The sequence below is a fragment of the Gottfriedia endophytica genome (genome assembly GCF_017814275.1).
In the GTDB taxonomy this organism is placed as follows: Bacteria; Bacillota; Bacilli; order Bacillales; family Bacillaceae_G; genus Gottfriedia; species Gottfriedia endophytica.
The window spans coordinates 1-13,211 of the sequence record NZ_JAGIYQ010000025.1 but is presented as its reverse complement, the minus strand read 5'-3'; the positions used below and the strand labels follow the sequence as shown (position 1 = coordinate 13,211).

At 33.7% G+C, this 13,211-nt stretch carries 12 protein-coding genes and 3 other annotated features; of the genes, 2 read left to right on the top strand and 10 right to left on the bottom strand.

Going from position 1 to position 13,211, the window contains the following annotated elements:
* Positions 1 to 221: 221 nt before the first annotated feature.
* The 3 genes from J5Y03_RS19570 to hflX form a co-directional block, all read right to left on the bottom strand.
* Positions 222 to 638 (bottom strand): VOC family protein, encoded by a 417-nt coding sequence (locus J5Y03_RS19570; RefSeq protein ID WP_209407680.1) that lies wholly within the window; start codon positions 636 to 638, stop codon positions 222 to 224.
* A 206-nt stretch (positions 639 to 844) separates the two neighbouring features.
* Complete coding sequence (locus J5Y03_RS19565) at positions 845 to 2,116, bottom strand: methionine gamma-lyase family protein (protein ID WP_209407679.1); 1,272 nt, start codon at positions 2,114 to 2,116, stop codon at positions 845 to 847.
* Positions 2,117 to 2,122: 6 nt separating this feature from the next.
* A complete protein-coding gene (hflX, locus tag J5Y03_RS19560; protein ID WP_209407678.1) occupies positions 2,123 to 3,391 on the bottom strand; it encodes a GTPase HflX in 1,269 nt (422 codons plus the stop codon).
* A gap of 97 nt (positions 3,392 to 3,488) precedes the next feature.
* Between hflX and J5Y03_RS19555 the strand changes: the two genes are divergently transcribed.
* Positions 3,489 to 4,103, top strand: coding sequence for a trimeric intracellular cation channel family protein (locus J5Y03_RS19555; protein ID WP_209407677.1), 615 nt, complete (start codon positions 3,489 to 3,491; stop codon positions 4,101 to 4,103).
* 465 nt (positions 4,104 to 4,568) lie between these two features.
* Here J5Y03_RS19555 and spoVK read toward each other — a convergent pair whose 3' ends face one another.
* Complete coding sequence (gene spoVK / locus J5Y03_RS19550) at positions 4,569 to 5,510, bottom strand: stage V sporulation protein K (RefSeq protein ID WP_209407676.1); 942 nt, start codon at positions 5,508 to 5,510, stop codon at positions 4,569 to 4,571.
* 248 nt (positions 5,511 to 5,758) lie between these two features.
* On the opposite strand from spoVK, the gene J5Y03_RS19545 reads away from it, so the two are divergent.
* On the top strand, positions 5,759 to 6,739 hold the full coding sequence (locus J5Y03_RS19545) for a tyrosine-type recombinase/integrase (RefSeq protein ID WP_209407675.1): 981 nt from the start codon (positions 5,759 to 5,761) through the stop codon (positions 6,737 to 6,739).
* Between the two features lie 84 nt (positions 6,740 to 6,823).
* Here the strand turns inward: J5Y03_RS19545 and J5Y03_RS19540 are convergent, their stop codons facing one another.
* The 6 genes from J5Y03_RS19540 to J5Y03_RS19515 all read right to left on the bottom strand — a co-directional run bounded on the left by J5Y03_RS19540 (position 6,824) and on the right by J5Y03_RS19515 (position 12,986).
* A complete protein-coding gene (locus J5Y03_RS19540) occupies positions 6,824 to 7,279 on the bottom strand; it encodes a GNAT family N-acetyltransferase (RefSeq protein WP_209407674.1) in 456 nt (151 codons plus the stop codon).
* A 165-nt stretch (positions 7,280 to 7,444) separates the two neighbouring features.
* Positions 7,445 to 7,666 (bottom strand): RNA chaperone Hfq, encoded by a 222-nt coding sequence (hfq, locus tag J5Y03_RS19535; protein ID WP_209407673.1) that lies wholly within the window; start codon positions 7,664 to 7,666, stop codon positions 7,445 to 7,447.
* A gap of 29 nt (positions 7,667 to 7,695) precedes the next feature.
* Positions 7,696 to 8,646, bottom strand: a complete 951-nt coding sequence (miaA, locus tag J5Y03_RS19530) for a tRNA (adenosine(37)-N6)-dimethylallyltransferase MiaA (RefSeq protein WP_209407672.1) — start codon at positions 8,644 to 8,646, stop codon at positions 7,696 to 7,698.
* A gap of 425 nt (positions 8,647 to 9,071) precedes the next feature.
* The gene (locus J5Y03_RS19525; RefSeq protein WP_209407671.1) at positions 9,072 to 9,596 is read right to left on the bottom strand and encodes an NADPH-dependent FMN reductase; all 525 of its coding nucleotides are present in this window, start codon (positions 9,594 to 9,596) and stop codon (positions 9,072 to 9,074) included.
* A gap of 93 nt (positions 9,597 to 9,689) precedes the next feature.
* Complete coding sequence (locus J5Y03_RS19520; protein WP_209407670.1) at positions 9,690 to 11,426, bottom strand: aromatic amino acid hydroxylase; 1,737 nt, start codon at positions 11,424 to 11,426, stop codon at positions 9,690 to 9,692.
* A gap of 131 nt (positions 11,427 to 11,557) precedes the next feature.
* Positions 11,558 to 11,790 (bottom strand) — a binding site (T-box leader).
* 47 nt (positions 11,791 to 11,837) lie between these two features.
* Positions 11,838 to 12,070, bottom strand: a binding site (T-box leader).
* A gap of 52 nt (positions 12,071 to 12,122) precedes the next feature.
* Positions 12,123 to 12,357, bottom strand: a binding site (T-box leader).
* Positions 12,358 to 12,626: 269 nt separating this feature from the next.
* Complete coding sequence (locus J5Y03_RS19515; RefSeq protein ID WP_209407669.1) at positions 12,627 to 12,986, bottom strand: VOC family protein; 360 nt, start codon at positions 12,984 to 12,986, stop codon at positions 12,627 to 12,629.
* Positions 12,987 to 13,211 lie beyond the last annotated feature (225 nt).

Sequence of the window (13,211 nt, the reverse complement as noted above, 5' to 3'; positions counted from 1 at the left end):
GCTTTAATTTCGAAACTATATTTTTGGAACTTCTGACCTTTTTTCGCCATAAGAAAACACCCCTTAAAGTCAATGTTGCCCAACTCTGGGTTTTTCAACATCTACTTTAAGGGGTGCAATCTAAGCAGCTCATTCTTGTTAAACTATCGCACCCTTTTAGTTGAAGAAAAAAAGGCTTTACTATCTTTTTAAACACTCGTCTCGAAATGGCGAATCGGTTTTTAGCCTTTCGGCATTTTGCTCATATCCATATACAATGCGTTCCACCGATGACCGTCCGGATCCGTAAAACCGCAGCCGTACATCCAGCCACCCTTTTCACCAGGCTTGCTGAATACATTGCCGCCGGCACGTTCGGCTTTCAAAGCGAGCTCATCAACTTCATCCCTGGAATTCGCCCCCAGAGAGAATAACACTTCAGTACCTTGCCATGAATTCACAACCGCATTACCAGTAAAACCGTGAAACACGGATTCCGGGAAGAGCATTATAACAACCTGATTATCGCCGACTATCAAGCTGAATGAGCCGTCTTGACTCGCATACCGCTCATTCAACCGAAAACCGAGCTGCGTATAAAACGCCTTTGCCCGTTCTGGTTCTCGCACTGGCAGGTTCAACCATAATTCTCTCGACATACTAACAACCTCCTGATATAGAGATGCAGTGATTACTCACCGCTATATAAATTCAATATTTATTATAATATTTCCCTCTTGTTTGTAAATAAAATCCTTCTTCAACTAACCTGCCAGTTAGTCGAATAAGAAAATCACCAATATTCTATTGACAAAGACTAAAAAACAAGCTCCTCCCTTAATCTCTATAGGGAGGAGCTTTATTGTTAAATAGTTAATAAACCTTTCTCAATCAAGGAATCAACCGCTGAACAAATTGCAATTTTCACATGAGCATATGTTAGTCCACCTTGAACATATGCTACATAAGGCGGTCTGATTGGACCATCTGCTGAAAGCTCAATACTTGAGCCTTGTATAAAAGTACCTGCTGCCATAATGACATCATCTGTATAGCCTGGCATATAATTTGCCATTGGCGTAAAATGTGCATTTATTGGAGATGCTGTTTGGATCGCCTGACAAAAAGCAATCATTTTCTCACGATCATCAAATTGAACGGATTGAATTAAATCCGTACGTACTGCATCCCATGAAGGATTTGTATTCATTCCAAGTTTTTCAAGTAATGCTGCAGTAAATACAGCACCTTTTAACGCTTGGCCTGTTACATGTGGTGCTAAGAAAAACCCTTGATACATATCTTGTAGTGCATATAGTGACGCCCCCGCTTCACGTCCAATACCAGGTGACGTTAATCGATAGCCACATTTCTCAACAAGCTCTTTTTTCCCAACAATGTAGCCACCTGTTTTTGCTAATCCACCACCAGGATTTTTGATTAATGAACCTGCCATTAAATCTGCACCAACATGACATGGTTCTTGAAACTCAACAAATTCACCATAGCAATTATCAACAAACACAATAACATCAGGGTTGATTCGTTTTACAAAATCAATCATTTCTTTTATTTGTTCAATTGTAAAAGATGGTCTTGTTGCATATCCTTTTGATCGTTGAATCCCAATCATTTTTGTTTTATCTGTCATGCGTTTTGAGATTGCTTCATAATTAATTTTTTCATCATTTATTAATGAAATCGTATCATATGAAATTCCAAAATCTTTTAATGAGCCATTTCCTGCTTCCCCACGAATTCCTACGATTTCCTCTAATGTATCATAAGGTTTTCCTGTAATATAAAGTAGTTCGTCACCTGGTCGCAACACACCAAATAACGCAGTTGAAATTGCATGTGTTCCTGAAATGATTTGAGGACGTACTAAGCCTGCTTCTGCTCCAAGGACATCTGCAAAGATTTCTTCTAGTGTATCTCGACCAATATCATCATACCCATAGCCAGTTGTAGGAATGAAATGGCTGTCAGAAACTTTAAATTTACGAAAACTTTCTAATACGCGAAATTGATTATATTCAATCGTTGCATCAATTTCTTGGTGACGTTCTTTAATTTGTTTTTCAACTTCACTTACAATTGGTGTTAATTTATGTCCATTTTTCAATAGTTGTAACATCTTTATTTATTGCTCCTTGTTTGTTCGATAACGATTTACTGTATCAAATAATGAATGATGTTTAAAAACATAACCAGTTAAGTCATATGTCTCGTTTTCTTCATTAAATTCGATCGTTTCTAATAAAGTATATTTTTTAATTTCATGTAACAATTTACCATCAAATGAAGGGATACTAACTTCATAGTATTCCATATATTGTTTACATTCTTCTTCAATTCGAGTTCGTAGTTTTTGTAAATCCCCTTCATTTAGTGCACTCATTTCAAGATGTGTAGTTGAAGGTTCAGGTACAAAATCCGGATGTACTTTATCCATTTTGTTATAAACAGTTAACATTGGAATATTTTTAACATCTAGATCATTTAATAAGTGTTTTACTGTTTCTTCATGGCTTCGATAATTTTCATGTGAAGCATCGACAACATGAAGAATAAAGTCTGCTTCCGTAGCTTCTTCTAAAGTTGATCGAAAAGCTGCAACAAGAGATGTCGGTAAATCTTGAATAAATCCAACTGTATCTGTTAAAAGAGTCGTCATCCCGCTAGAAAGCATAAACTTTCTAGTCGTTGGATCTAGTGTTGCAAATAATAAATCTTGCTCAAACGTATCTGATTTAGTTAATCGATTAAATAATGTTGATTTCCCTGCATTTGTATAACCAACTAACGAAATATGAAACATTTCATTTCGTTTGCGACGTTCACGATAACGTTTTCTATGCTCAACAATGACATTTAATTGTTGTTTAATATCGTCAATTCGTTTGCGAATATGTCTTCGGTCCGATTCAAGTTTTGTTTCACCAGGTCCACGAGTACCGATACCACCACCTAGTCTAGATAACTCAGTTCCCTGTCCAACTAATCTTGGTAATAAATATTGAAGCTGAGCTAACTCTACTTGTAATTTCCCCTCTTTTGATTTAGCTCTTAGAGCGAAAATATCTAATATTAACTGTGTCCGATCAATTACTCTTTTTCCTAACATTGAAGTCAAGTTACGAATTTGAGAAGGAGTTAGTTCATTATTAAAAATAATAACATCTGGCTCAAGTTCTTCGATTGCTGCAAGTAATTCTTCAGCTTTTCCAGTTCCTATGTACAAGGCAGAATGATATTTTGTTCTTTTTTGTGATGTCATTAAGATGACTTCACCATTTGCTGTCTTTGTTAATGAAGCTAATTCATCCATTGAATAGTCAAATTGTTCATCATCTACATTTTGTAATTGACACCCAACAAGGATCGCCTTTTCCTTTATTTCGTTCGTCACAAAATTCCTCTTTTCTTTCTTTACGATTTGATGTCTCTCTATTATAATGAATATCGGTTAATTTTTCATCTTTTAATTTAATGGGGGCATGTACTACATGGGGACGTGGGATTTATTTAGCATCATTGGAACTATTGCGTTTGCATTAAGTGGAGCAGTCGTTGCCATGGAAGAAGAGTATGATTTATTTGGTGTGTATATTTTAGGATTTGCTACTGCATTTGGTGGAGGAGCATTACGTAATTTATTAATCGGATATCCTATTCACTTTCTTTGGCAGCAAAGTACATATTTTACAATTGCACTTGTATCAATGACGGTTATTTTCTTTTTTCCATCGCTTTCGATCAAACACTGGAAAAAATGGGAAATATTATTAGATAGTATTGGATTGGCAGCATTTGCAATTCAAGGTGCAAAATATGCTGTTATTCTAAAACTGCCAATTAGTGCAGTAATTGTTGCAGCTGTGTTAACTGGTATTGGTGGGGGTATTGTAAGGGATTTACTTGCACGCCGTAAGCCTATGGTATTACACTCTGAAGTTTATGCTTTTTGGGCAATCGTAACTGGATTATTTATTGGATTTGGTTGGATTCAAAATAACGTTGAGCAATTAATATTATTTGCCGTAATTGTTACTCTTAGACTACTTTCTGTTTACAAACATTGGGGACTACCTAAGAAAACAGCTAAATCATTGAACTACTAAATTCTTGCAGCCACTTTTTTGTGGCTTTTTTTATTTATCTATTTGGCTCTGTTAAAGTAAATTATTGATAATTGATAAGTAAAATAACGACTGTTTGAGCAGTCGTTTAAGCATCGTATACATTGTTGCTATTTTAGAATGTGTTAGTTGATTACAACTCCAGGATGCTCCTTTCCGTGGGGCGTGAGCTGAGCCTCCTCGTCGCTATCGCTCCTGCGGGGTCTCAGCCTTCCCGCTATTCCCACAGGAGTCTCGCACCTTCCATTGTAGTCAACTTCTGTCTTTAAAATTAATAATCTCAGTAACAACTACCTTTTAGAAAAGAGCCAAATTATTTTATTATTGAAGTTAGTAGAGAGATCACACTTCACCTTTCTATTTTTCTAGTTTTTATTCTCTAATTTTTAATAAACTCCTTTTTAATAACTCGAAAAGGCTACTCAATAAGAAATGAGTAGCCCCTAATTACCGTAGAGATGTTTCATTAAATTTTAAATCCATCGCTTCAATCCTCATAAGTATTTCTCTAGATGGCTTTTTTTCAGACACAAGCCTTGTAGCTTGTGCTCGAATTGATTTTTCAACGATATTCCGAACAAATCTTCCATTGCTAAAATGGACTCTATTTTCGTTTTTTGCTCGAACTAAGTATTCTCTTAATCTATACTCAGCATCTCTAGCTAAAATATAGTCTCTTTCAATGTACATCTTCCTTGCTATTTCCATTAATTCATTTACTTCGTAGTCTGGAAATTCTAAAATAAACGGAAATCTTGATTTTAATCCTGGGTTTAAGTTTAGGAAATAATCCATTTCTGAAGAATAACCGGCTAAAATTAACACTAAATCCCCATGTTTGTCTTCCATATGTTTTACTAACGTATCAATGGCCTCTTTACCAAAATCTTTCTCACCACCTCGGCCAAGTGAATAGGCTTCGTCAATGAAGAGTATTCCACCCATAGCTCTTTTCAGTAAATCCCTTGTTTTTTGAGCTGTATGTCCAATGTATTCCCCTACTAAATCCGCTCGTTCCACTTCAATTAAATGCCCTTTTGAGAGTACGCCCATCTTCGTAAATATTTGTCCAATTATTCTAGCAACTGTTGTTTTACCAGTACCAGGATTTCCTTTGAATAGCATATGTAATACTTGTTTCTCTGCCTTTAAATTTGCTTCCTCTCGTTTTTTATTTATATAAATCCAGGCATATATTTCTTGAACCATCTTTTTGATTTCGTCCATACCGATTAAATGATGAAGTTCATACTCGATCTCTTGAAGTAACTGGTGCTTTTGTTGTTGTGGAACAGGAGTGGAAGATACCGGAGCTTCCTCTCCCCTTCTTACGGTATTCAGTACAATATTTATTTGCCCATTGTCTTTTAGACGAATTGGTTGCTCCAAGTCAAGCACCTCGTTTCATACTGTCTATTTTTTGCGAATTTAGTAGTTTTTTGTGGGATTTAGTTGTTTCTTGCGCTTTCCCGAGAAATAGGAAATGAATAATTTACTATTATCATATGTATCTATTTCATATTTCAAGACAAGAACTTATCTAAATCTAACTTTAGATTAGATGGCTATTCCAACTTTTACTATTTCATTCTATATTTTTGATATAATGGTAAAAAATCAAAAAAGGTGGGCTGTTGATGTTAACAAAATTACAATCACATGAAATGAATGATACAATTCTACAGTTTGCTTCTTTTTTACACCATAAAGGAAGGAAACAATCTACAATTAAGCGTTACGCTTATGATCTAGAGGATTGTTTTCGCTATTTTTTGAAATGCGGTAAGGAAATCACTTCACCACTATGGAATTCATTTACAATTAAAGATTTTAATGAGTATTTTCAATATCTAGTAGAAGAAAAAGGTTATAACGAAAAGACATTACATCGAATTGTTGTTGTTTTAAATCAATTTTATAAATACTTACAAAGTGAAAAAGCTGAAATTGAAAACTACATACCTAATACTGCATATAAAATAGCACCGTCTAGGTCACTCTCAAGTGATGATTTTATTTCTGAAGCAGAAGAAGATTCTTTATTAATCACACTACAATCTTTCAAAAATCTCTCTGAAAAACAATTAAAAGCACGCCCGTTTTTAAAGACCCGAAATGAAATAATGGTCAAATTAATGCTTAATTATGGTCTTAGTTTAAGAGAAGTAATCGATCTCACAATGAAAGATGTTCATTTTGCAACAGATCAATTAACAATTCATAATAAATACGGATCAAAGAGAACAATTACACTAGAGAAAAAAGATCGAATACTTCTATACGAGTATTTTCAAACCATTCCTGAGCCTGTTCGGCCACATTATCATTCCAATCATCCACTTTTTGTTGCGTTTGATTTTAATCGAATGACATTTCACTGGGTTTACGAGGATGATTCTCCTAAAGCTTTAACAGAAATTGCTTTTCAAAAAATGTTAAGGTTAGAAGTCGAACGCGCAGATTTAAGAAAAGGGATATGTTCTCAGCACCTACGAAATACATTTATCTTAAGAAAAGTGCGAGAGAATCTTCCAATTGAAGAGATTTTGAAGGTAGTTGGATTAAAAACGGCAGTCACTTTAAAAAGATATATCCAATATGCAGAAAATTTGTCATGATTAATTTAAAAAATTTCTGAAAACAACTTCTCTACGATTTCTTAGAGAAGTTGTTTTCATATAAACTTAACATTCTATTATTTTTTACTTGTTTCTTATTAATCTAGTAATTGAAAGTGTATTTTCAATTAAAAACTGTTCACTCTCAATAAAATGAAACTTTTTATATAAATTAATAGCCGGGCTGTTTTTTGTACCTGTATGAACAATTATTGTTTTAGAATCACCAAAATTTGAAAGTAAATGTGAAATTAATTTAGAAGCAATTCCTTGTTTGAAATTAGACGGATGAACAACTAGCTTACAAATATCAATTGTCGTGTCATTCATTGTAAAAGAAAGAAAGCCAACGAGTTGATCCTCAGAATACATTCCAATGAACGTCTCTTCTGATTTTATTACATCATCTATTGTTTCTTTTAAACCAGGTATACCTTCAAATTCTATGATCTTTGCTTCAATTTGATATGATAACTTTTGAACATGTATGATTTGGGTTGCGATCGTTTCATCATTACTTACTAGTTCCTTTATAGTCATTTATTATTCACCTTCTTCACTAGTTTACATAATACTTTTATTGTAAAACCTTGTTTTTGTACACTGTTTCTATCATATTTTCTTAGAAACCACATTAATATTTATTACAGAAAAAATTAAAAGAGCATTGTCGATTTAGACGAATGCTCTTTGGATATTAGCTAATTACATTTCGATTTGAACATTTTTTGATGGAATGAATGTTGAAATTGCATGTTTATAAATTAGTTGTTGTTTTCCCAATACATCTAATAAAACAGTAAAGTTATCGAAGCTCTTTACTTTCCCCTTTATTTGGAAGCCGTTTAGTAGAAATACTGTGATTTCAAGATTGTCTTTACGTAATTGGTTTAAGAATTGATCTTGTATATTGATTGATTGTTTCATATCCTTTTCCTCCTCTTCTTCCTCTACTTTTATTTATTCGAGATGGAATAGCCCATTCCTTCAAGCAGAGCAAAAATTTCCTGTTTTTTTGACATATATGTGTCTAAATCCATTTGAACCCAATGTATTTTCATTTTATTTGTAAACCAAGTTAATTGTCTTTTTGCATATCGACGAGAGCTTTGCTTTATCAGGTCGATAGCCTCATCAAGTGTATATCTGCCTTCAAAATAATCAAATAGTTCTTTGTAGCCTATGGCTTGAACCGATTGATAATTTCGAATGCCTTTTTCATACAACTGTTTCGCTTCATCTAATAAGCCTTGGTCCAACATAATATCTACTCGTAAATTAATTCTTTCATATAACGTTTCTCGATCCATTGTTAAACCGATAATTGTCGCATCGTATAGTGGTTCGGGCTCTTTTTCAAATGCATTCTCAGAGAATTTTTGCCCAGTTGTTTGAAATACTTCAATCGCACGAACTACTCTTCTTACATTATTAGGATGTATATTCTTAGCGCTAACAGGATCAATTTCTTTTAGTTTGTCATGAAGTGCATCATTACCAAATGCCATCGCATAACCTTCGAGTTGATTCCTTAGAAGTTCATCCCCTTGCTGCTCAACAAACTCATAATGATATAAGACACTTTGAATATATAACCCAGTTCCACCAACTATAATCGGTACTTTGCCTCTACTTGATATTTCTTCAATTTTTTCTCTTGCCATTCGTTGAAAATCTGCAACAGTATATGACTCAATTGGTTCCTTAAAATCAATAAGATGATGCGTGATACCTTCCATTTCTTCATCCGTAATTTTTGCAGAACCAATATTCAATTCTTTATATACTTGCGTTGCATCACCATTGATGATTTCACCATTAAGTGCTTTTGCAATATCAATGCTAATTTTTGTTTTTCCAACTGCAGTTGGCCCTACAATTACGATAACTTTTTTCTTATCATCCATTGTTATCACACTTATGCCTTTCTATACTTACAAAAAATCTGCACATTTAGTTCATTTCTAACTGATCAATGTATTTTATTTATACCATATTTTCATTTATTTACCAAATGGTTCAGCTAACTATGAGACTGTCTACTACATTTAAAAACCACTTCCTATTTTGAATAAGAAGTGGTTTTTTGATTAGCATTATTAAATGACTTTTTTGGTAAACTATGTTGCTATTTTAGAATGCGTTAGTTGATTACAACTCCAGGATGCTCCCTTTCTTTTGGGCGTGAGCTGGGCCTCCTCGTCGCATTCGCTCCTGCGGGGTCTCAGCCTTTCCGCTATTCCCACAGGAGTCTCGCACCTTCCATTGTAATCAACTTCTATGTTTAAATTTTCTCAATCTCAAAAGCGACAATTATTTAGAAAAAAGCTTATTAAATTAACATATTTTCAACATTCACTTGTTTTTTAAGTTGATTGATTACTTCATCAATTGATAAATGAATTTCATTACTCAAATTACTTTCATCCGAAATAAAATCATTTGGATCAATTACGATTTGTTTTGCTATCACATTCGCATAAAGAGAACGGAGTACAATTCTTAAGTTATTTAGAGCGTTAATGCCTCCTTTACCTCCTCCAGCTGTCGCGATGATTGCTACTGGTTTATCTTTTAAATGTTTACTTCCTAGAAAATCTGTCGCATTTTTAAGTAATCCACTCATTCCTCCATGATACTCGGGAGTTGTAAAAATGACTGCTTCAGCATTTTCAATTGCATCCATCCAATTTACTACATGAATGTTGTGTTTTTGTTCATCTGTCCCGTCAAAGAATGGAATCTCCATTTCACTTAAATCAATGTATTTCAAATCATGTTTCTTTAAAATAATTTGATTCAATTTTTTTGTACGACTATTTGCTCTTGGGCTACCATTTACAATTACAATGTTCATTCATACACCTCAAACATTTTTTTCTTAATATACATAATTTTCAAACTTATAAACTTATAACTTCTCTAAATTACAGGATCATTTTTTAAAATATCACACTAATTTTAGTCCATTCGTTATCAGTTCACGAACAGAACCTTCTTTTCTTAATTCCTCTAATTCCGTTCTTAGTTGTGGAACTAATTCATCTAATCCTGTATTATTTACACTTATTTCAAGTAATTCTAATCGTAATAACCAATCAGTTGAATGTGATCGATTCAGTTCTTGGTGGATTTCTATTAATTTTTGAATACCTTCCTCACTTAACATTCCATTTTCTCTTACGTTTCTTACTTGCTGGAATAACTTTTCTAAATCAGTTAATGGAGCAGGTACTTTATTAGTTAATTCATCTTGTATAATTTCTTCATCAAAGAAAGCAATTGGATCAGCTGCTCCTGGGAAAGCTGAAACTACTTTTGAACCAACAGCCATGTCAAAAGTTCCCCATTCTTTTTTAAATAATTCTTTTCCTTCATGGGTCACTGTGCAATCTTCGAATGAAATTAATGCTATTTTGTCTTCATTTTTTAGGATATTGACTATTCTTCCAGAAACAATGATGTTACTTAAAAATTCTAAAACAATCGTTTCTCCTTCAATTATTCCTAACTCTTTTAGTTTAAGATGATCACAATTTTCTAATTCAATATTTCCTTTAAGAGCTCCTATTGGTGTGCCGAATCCTTTTCTATGGTATGTTTTCCCATGTCCATTTAATTCACGATTATTTATAGAAAGAGCTGTTTCTCCAATCGTATTAACATAGATTGCTTCTTCGTTAGAATCCTTTAGAATTGACTGAACAATTCCCGTTACACTTAAACCTGAATTTAATACAAAAGTAGCAACACTTTTTGAAAGTATGGCTTTTTCTAAACTCTCAGTTCCACCAACACGGAATGCCATCGTGTTAGCTACAGATTCCGCACCTTCAATTAATTCCTCAAAACTTTTACAAACGAATAATTGTGATTGCATTTCAGTAACATTTTTCGGATGAACAGTACAAGCTTCTACAGAAAATGGAATTTTTTCTACTGCATCTGTAAAGCAATGTGTGCTTTCTCCAACTGATGATAATAGACCTGCACCGTAAATTTTCGGATCATCAACTTCACCAATTAGACCATACTCTACAGTTCTCCAAAACATTCTGGATATTTTTTCAGCTTCTGAAATTCCTACAATGGCATTTTGTTTTTCCTCTACTAATTTTTGGGCAGCAATCTTTTCTTCTTCAGTTGAATTCGGATCTTCCATTACAATTGTTAAGTTTCTTACAGCATCAAATAATTCCTGTTTTTCCTTTGTAGCAAATGCTTTTGCTCCAATCGCCCCAATTTTTTGGACAAATTCTCTAAATACTGGATCAAATAAGATTGGCGCATGCCCAGCAGCTTCATGAATAATATCAGGAGCAGGTGTGTAAGCAATATTTGTGATTTTTCGAATTTCTGTTGCGATAGGTAAAATTCCATTAGCCAATAATTCGAAAAATACATTACCTGGAATCAATCCATTAACAATTCCAGCACCCCACCCTATTTTTGCTAACGATCTGTTCATTTCATCTACATTTGGAATTTTCTCTATTTCAATCCCTGAATTTTTCAAACCATCGACATATGCTTCGTGTGCCTTTCCTTTTAACGCATGATGATTTTGTCGCATTACATAGCGCCAAACCGCATGGTCAATTGGTGTGTATAGATCATAATTTTGTACTGATAAAAATTGTTTTAAGTGTGATGGTATTTTTTTTGTTTCTACAGTTTTAGTAATCATTGTGATCATTCCTCTTTTTCTTTAATATTTTTTTAAATTCGTATAAATAGTCATAATAGTCATCACTCATATAAATCACTCCCTTCAAATCTATTAATTTTTTAAAATAAAAAAGTCCCTACTGTTTTCACAGTAGGGACGAACTTATTCGCGGTACCACCCTAATTATTAGTACACATAACTTTTAAAGATGTACTAATCTCTTCATTGCTTAACGGCGCATCACCGTCTTCCCCTCACATATTTGCTCGAAGAAGATGCTCCAGGACTGTAATTCGTGTCGTTTTTTGTACTGATTCACACCAACCATCAGCTCTCTGTTACAGGGAAAACTTCACTACTTTGTTCCTTTCGTTGCATGTCACTATTCAATTTCTAATCTAAAAATAAAAAAGCCCCTACTGTTTTCACAGTAGGGACGAACTTATTCGCGGTACCACCCTAATTATTAGTACACATATCTTTTAAAGATGTACTAATCTCTTCATTGCTTAACGGCGCTTTACCGTCTTCCCCTCACATAATTGCTCGAAGAAGATGCTCCAGGATTGTAATTCATGTCGTTTTTTGTACTGATTCACACCAACCATCAGCTCTCTGTTACAGGGAAAACTTCACTACTTTATTCCTTTCGTTGCATGTCACTATTCAATTTATAATCTAATTTAAATATAAAAAAGTCCCTACTGTTTTCACAGTAGGGACGAACGTTTCTTATCCGTGGTACCACCCTAGTTATTAGTACATTAATCCATTAGATGTACTAACATCTTCATTGCTTAACGGCGCATCACCGTCTTCCCCTCACTATTTTGTTCGAAGAAGATGCTCAAGGACTGTAATTCATGTCGTTTTTTGTACTGATTCACACCAACCATCAGCTCTCTGTTACAGGGAAACTTCACTACTCTGTTCCTATCATTGCTTTTCGTCATTTAATTAATCATTACTTTAATCTCAATCAATTAAAATGTCAACACCTTTTTATTATTTTTTAATAAATAATATGTTTTATAGCTAAACCAACATATAAAATACTTATTCATAAAATCTGCATTTACTTAAAAAAAGAGTTGCCATAGTAACTGTGTCTTCAACAATTGCATGCAATAGTTCAATTAGAAAAGGAGTTCCTCCTTTATTAAGTCAATAAAAAATAAGGTCAATTAATAGAGTATGGTTCAATTACTTTCATATATATTAATCAAATTGCAGATACTCTAAAACATTACCAAATGGGTCTCTAAAGCTGACATATTTTCCAGGAGGACATTTTGTTGGTTCATCAACAATGAAATCAACTTTATGTTCTTTTAACAGATTAACTGTATGATTAATGTCTTCAGTTTTTAATCCTAATACCACACCTGAAGTATTGGTATTTGCAGTGTATGAAAATTTTTCAGTTTCCTCTAATACTATTGGTAGATCTCCGTGAACTAGTGTTACAATCTTGGGACCATATTGTTTATTAACTTCGAACCCTAAAACTGTAGTGTAAAAATCAATTGCCTTCTGAATATTAGGTACATAAATTCCAATAACACAAATTCGACTCATATTTTATCCTCCTTTAATTTTCGATTTGCTTATTCAAATTAATAATTCTCGTTAACACCATAAATTACCTGCTAAAACACTACTATGTCATCTTCAACTAAACTGCCATTTAGCCAACCATGCAGCGCAAGCGCTGCACCACAGCGAATGAAAAAGAATTAAAACCGTCAATACTGCTTCTATGGCTGGGTGAGGAAGGTCGATCAACTATGGTGCCATTAGAGC